Annotated in this window: 6 protein-coding genes; 2 read left to right on the top strand and 4 right to left on the bottom strand. The window is 41.1% G+C overall.

Going from position 1 to position 4,700, the window contains the following annotated elements; all coding sequences use genetic code 11:
- The coding region (locus AB4496_RS26825) for an exoribonuclease R (RefSeq protein ID WP_372132951.1) at positions 1-415 on the bottom strand (415 nt) is incomplete at its 3' end.
- 158 nt (positions 416-573) lie between these two features.
- Positions 574-1,503 carry a DMT family transporter gene (locus AB4496_RS26820; RefSeq protein ID WP_009845473.1) on the bottom strand — a complete coding sequence of 310 codons (930 nt, stop codon included), beginning with the start codon at positions 1,501-1,503 and terminating at the stop codon, positions 574-576.
- Positions 1,504-1,652: 149 nt separating this feature from the next.
- Here AB4496_RS26820 and AB4496_RS26815 point away from each other — a divergent pair, with 149 nt between their 5' ends.
- Positions 1,653-2,111, top strand: a complete 459-nt coding sequence (locus AB4496_RS26815) for an Lrp/AsnC family transcriptional regulator (protein WP_009845472.1) — start codon at positions 1,653-1,655, stop codon at positions 2,109-2,111.
- Between the two features lie 219 nt (positions 2,112-2,330).
- On the opposite strand, the gene AB4496_RS26810 is transcribed toward AB4496_RS26815, so the two are convergent.
- Both AB4496_RS26810 and AB4496_RS26805 read right to left on the bottom strand, forming a co-directional pair.
- On the bottom strand, positions 2,331-2,573 hold the full coding sequence (locus AB4496_RS26810) for a hypothetical protein (RefSeq protein WP_009845471.1): 243 nt from the start codon (positions 2,571-2,573) through the stop codon (positions 2,331-2,333).
- Between the two features lie 260 nt (positions 2,574-2,833).
- Positions 2,834-3,409, bottom strand: a complete 576-nt coding sequence (locus tag AB4496_RS26805; protein ID WP_017097491.1) for a hypothetical protein — start codon at positions 3,407-3,409, stop codon at positions 2,834-2,836.
- Between the two features lie 96 nt (positions 3,410-3,505).
- Between AB4496_RS26805 and AB4496_RS26800 the strand changes: the two genes are divergently transcribed.
- Positions 3,506-4,186 carry an SH3 domain-containing protein gene (locus AB4496_RS26800; RefSeq protein WP_102258331.1) on the top strand — a complete coding sequence of 227 codons (681 nt, stop codon included), beginning with the start codon at positions 3,506-3,508 and terminating at the stop codon, positions 4,184-4,186.
- The last annotated feature ends 514 nt before the right edge of the window (positions 4,187-4,700 follow it).

The raw sequence follows: 4,700 nt of genomic DNA, 5'->3' as shown, positions 1-4,700 counted from the left end.
GCAGCAACTCTGTGAGCTCTTTTACCCAACCAAATGCTTCTGTCGGTGCTTTCAACAAAATCTTCTCGACTTTGTCACAGTGAGTTTCAAGGCTGATCGCTTGTTCAAGGTTGAACGACATTGCATAGAAGTGCCAAAGCAACAGTCGAGTCATGCGCTCGATGTTTTGCTGTGAGTTATCCGACTCACTAAACGCAAGATTCACTTCACTCAGCGCGATTGCTGTCATTCGCAGCATCGCATCAAACTTCGCTGATTGCATACGCTCTTCATTGGTCACTTCTTCCTGTTCGAACGTAAACAGTTCCGTCATTGCATCTTCAGGGACAAGGCGATGAATCATTCTTAAACTAAATTCTTCTAGTTCTTCACGAGGCATGTTGTTTAAGCAAGTTAAAGTGTAATCGCGTTGCATGGTGTTCTCTTGGATCTGCAAAAAGGTCAGACAGTTTAATGGAGAAGCGAGTTCAGAAAAAGCAGATTTTAGATAAGCCTACGTTTGTAGGCTTATCTATGTACTACAAGCCCTAAAATTGATGTTTAGGGAAACTGTATTTAGGTTTGAACGCAGTATCAGGCTTTGCTATGGCTTGGCGGTTGATATTGCATAGACTGGTCGTTTCTCATGAAAATGTTGCTCGCGACCAAGCTGCCGATACAAATTGAACCAAGCGCTAACCAAGTCATCGTATCCGGAATTTCGTTGAACAGTGGGATCGCCAACAAGGTTGCAACAGCAGGTGTTGCACTACCAAAAGCGGCTGAGCGTTCTGCTCCTAGTGTATTAACAGCATATAGATAAGTGAATGCCGCTATTAAGCCTGCACCGACGCCTTGCACCGCTGAATGTACGGCAAGCTCTGTGACTGGCCATTGAGCAATTGGTGTGCTCATTAAATGGCTAGGGAGGGTTCCTGTAAGGATAAGGACCAGCAACAGCAAGGTGGAACAGAATGAGATAAAACCTGCACTCACGAGCGCATTAAGGTTGGCAACACGTGCTGAGATGGTAAAAGTCGCCCACATCAAACTGCCAAACAAAAACAACACGTGACCTTTGGTATATTCAAAGTTGAAGCTGCTTAAGCTACTTCCCAGAAACAACAATATCCCAAGCGAAACCAGACCTAAACCAACGACACGGTGTCGGCTAAGCGGCTGCTTAAAAAAGAGTACCGCGATCCCTGTTACGAATAGAGGAAGCGTTCCCGGAACTAAAGCACTCCCGTGTGATACCGGAACGAACTGCATGGCTGTTCCTGCAACGAGTAAATAAGGTAACCCGCACCCCACAAACATACCGGCCAAGTATCGATTCGGGACAGCAGCGATCGTGCTACGTGCTTTCCACACCAAAGGTAATAACGCCAATGCTGGCATGAGGAATCGAGTCAGTGCGATGTCTGCAGGTGTTAAATCTGAATTTGCGCCGCCTTTAAGAGAAAGGAAAAAGCTCGCCCAGATGAGCAGAGTGACAGTAATTGATAAATAGCCAAGCTTCATAATAAACAAGGAAAGTGAATGATGATTAATTATGGGGTACTTGGTGTGCCATAGGTTGGCAAGTTTTGTTCTAACTTGAGTTGTAGTTGATGATTTCTGCTAATATCTTGCCAATTGTTAACGAATTTAACCAATAATTGGTATTTGCTATGGATAGGATTGATAGACATCTTCTTGAGTTGCTTCAGAAAGACGGCAGGCTAACCACCGCTGAGTTAGCTGATGAAGTTGGCTTATCGGCTTCACCGTGCGCGAGGCGCATCAAAAGACTGGAAGAAAAAGGGATTATTGATGGTTACCGTGTGAGCCTGTCACGGGAACAGGTCGGCATCGCAATGAGCGTGTTTGTTGAGGTGAGCTTGAACAACCACCAAGAAGTGTCGATTGATAAATTTGAAAGTGCTGTTGTCGAGATGGAAGAGGTCATCAGCTGCCACGTTGTATCTGGGGCTTATGATTACTTGTTAGAAGTTGTCAGCCCTAACTTGATGGCTTACGAAGCATTTACCAGAAAGCTACAGCGACTCTCCAACGTAAAAGACATACATACCCATCTTGCGATTAGGCAAGTGAAAGGCAATGCGCCACTTCCGGTTTATACGGACTGACTGTTTATACGAACAAACGGGCTATACGAACTAACAGTTTATACCGACTAAGCCGTAGGTAGGTGACACGCTGCCCGATGACATGAGCTGAAAACGAAATGATTTTATGACTAATAGGAAGTACGGTCGCTATTAACGGCTATCTGACGAATGCGGATACGCAACAATAAAAAACGGAGCACCTCGTGAAAGGTACTCCGTATATGATAGGTGCAAAACTTAGTGATACTTAAAGTTAGAGATTGAACAATCCCCGGTTTGAGCGTTGATTCTGAATGAAAAAGCATGTGAATGATAATCCACACCGTCATTCCAAATCGTCTCTCCAAATATCTTACATAGCTCTAGCTCACTTACTGAACCGAACTCTTCCATGTGTTTAGCGACAGATAAAAGTTTACCTCTTATCTCTGCAGTCCCTTCCGTGTTACTCAAGCAGTTGAAAGCCATAGTTTTTTGCATATTACCTAGCCAAAATATTTCTTGTTATTAAGTTATATGAATAATCATGATAACAATTTTCTGGCGTTTGTAAATCTATTTTGTGATGAATATCTCACATAGTCGCTTGCATTGGTCGGAAATTGAACGTCATTGTTGATAGTTACCACATTAGTTTTACAACTTATTGATAAAGCTTTGATTGATTGTATTTCTGAATGTGTTGGTTTGTTCGAACTATGATTATTGGGATAATCAAGTTAAGCAAGTGAGTAATCATTTTAGTTTTGTACATCGTTTATCGGTTGGTTTGTGTGGCGAGCTTCGTCAATCATCGTCGCTTCTTTACGGTATTTTGAAGAGAGCTGACGAAATTTTTTACTGAGTGTATGAAGATCTTGCGAGAGTGATTGTGAGCTTTGTACATGTACCTGTGCACTTTCTGTTTGACGCGGTAGTCTTGCTTTAGCGCAGTGTTTAGCTATGGTTTGCCACGAATGCGTTAGAGACTCCGCTCCATCTAGTTCTGTAGACACAATATACGCTTGTTTTAATAGAACCTCAGAGACATCATAAGCGGTATGCATATGACTATTGAGCTGCACATTAAATCTTTGTTCGTACTTTGCCCAAAGCCCAATGATCTGCTTTTCGTTGAAATGTTTAGATAGCAACGTTTGTGATTCATAGGTCGAGAGAACTTGGTTAAATTCTTTGGTGTATTGATTATAGCGTTCTTCAAATGATAACTGGCGATCTAACAGTGTTTGCCAGTTTTCACGGTCACAATGGTCTGCTAACGCGATATCGGCACTCAGAGGTACACTTATAATGACAACCTTCACCAAAAAATTCATGATTTACCTCTACTTAACTCGCTCTCTATTAAGAGTATAGATGAGCAGCAACATGAGTTGATGTACACTTGAAACATACCTAAAACGGAAGAGCTGGTGGATTTGATGAAAAAAGCGCTGATCGCTTTACTTGTGTTATTAATATTGGGCGGAGGAGGGGCTGCATACTATTTCTTCGTCATGAAAAAAGACCCCACTCCGCCAGAGAAAGAGGAAGCGCCGGCTGTTGAAGTCGCGGCGCAATCTGAATCTGACCTTGCATCCCTCACTACTACTCAGCCTGAGCCAGAACAGACTGAGTTCTACGTTTTAGATAGAAAACTAAAAGTAGTCGAGCAGCCCGAAATTGATGGTTTGATAACCGACTATCTTTATAAGGGTGAAAAGGTCGAACTACTAGAGAAGCAAGGCGAATGGGCTCGTATCTCTGACTATATTGTTTTAAAGGAAGGCGGACCACAGACGGCGGAATGGATTTCAATGTCTGGGCTATCTAGTGATGAAGTGATTATCTCTGAGCAAGAAAACAGAGAGATACTAGATTCATACTTATCTAAATCCGATGATCTGAAGCTCCATCAAGAGAAGTTCCGCAACACGGTAGCTAAACTTATCTCTGAAGGGGAGTGCGACCCAAGTGATTTTGAAGAGTTAGGCGGTTGGGTTAAATCAGTTAAATACAGCAACCGAGACGTTTATTTTATTTATTGTGGTGGGTTGTCTCTTGAAAACAAAATTTATCTAGATGTAAATACTAATGAAACATTCACGAAGTAGGAGCCGATTCCTATTTAATATGGCTATTCGTCACTGAATTTTAATTACTCTATTTTTCCAAGAGAATAACTAAAGCCTACTCATAGATTGAGTAGGCTTTTTTATGCTACCTATAATGCTGGCTTTTTCTATTTACCCTATAATTCATATTGAATCTTATATATAACCATCATTAAATATTTATTAATGAGTAATAAGGTCTTTCCTATTATTCTCATGATCAATCATTTCAAATTCCCACATTGCATTCTTCTTGAAACAAGCTAGGAAGTGTTGGTTTATCTCTAATTAACAAAGGCTTACCTGCTTGTTGATAAAGTTGAAATTAAGTAAAGCTTATTTATTTCAGCGCCTTACGATAATTTACATGCGTGTAACATTTCACTGGAACTGTAAGGCAAGTCACGTTTTTAATCATACTCCCAAATTATTTTCGATTTGTAATAATACTTTTTGATTTTGAGTTGTAGGGTTTAATTAAAGCAAAACGTAAAGTTTAATTATCAACTAAGAC

Origin of the sequence: Vibrio sp. 10N.222.46.A1 (assembly GCF_041473595.1) — a bacterium.
Taxonomy (GTDB): Bacteria; Pseudomonadota; Gammaproteobacteria; order Enterobacterales; family Vibrionaceae; genus Vibrio; species Vibrio tasmaniensis_A.
This window is presented reverse-complemented; position numbering and strand designations above follow the sequence as displayed.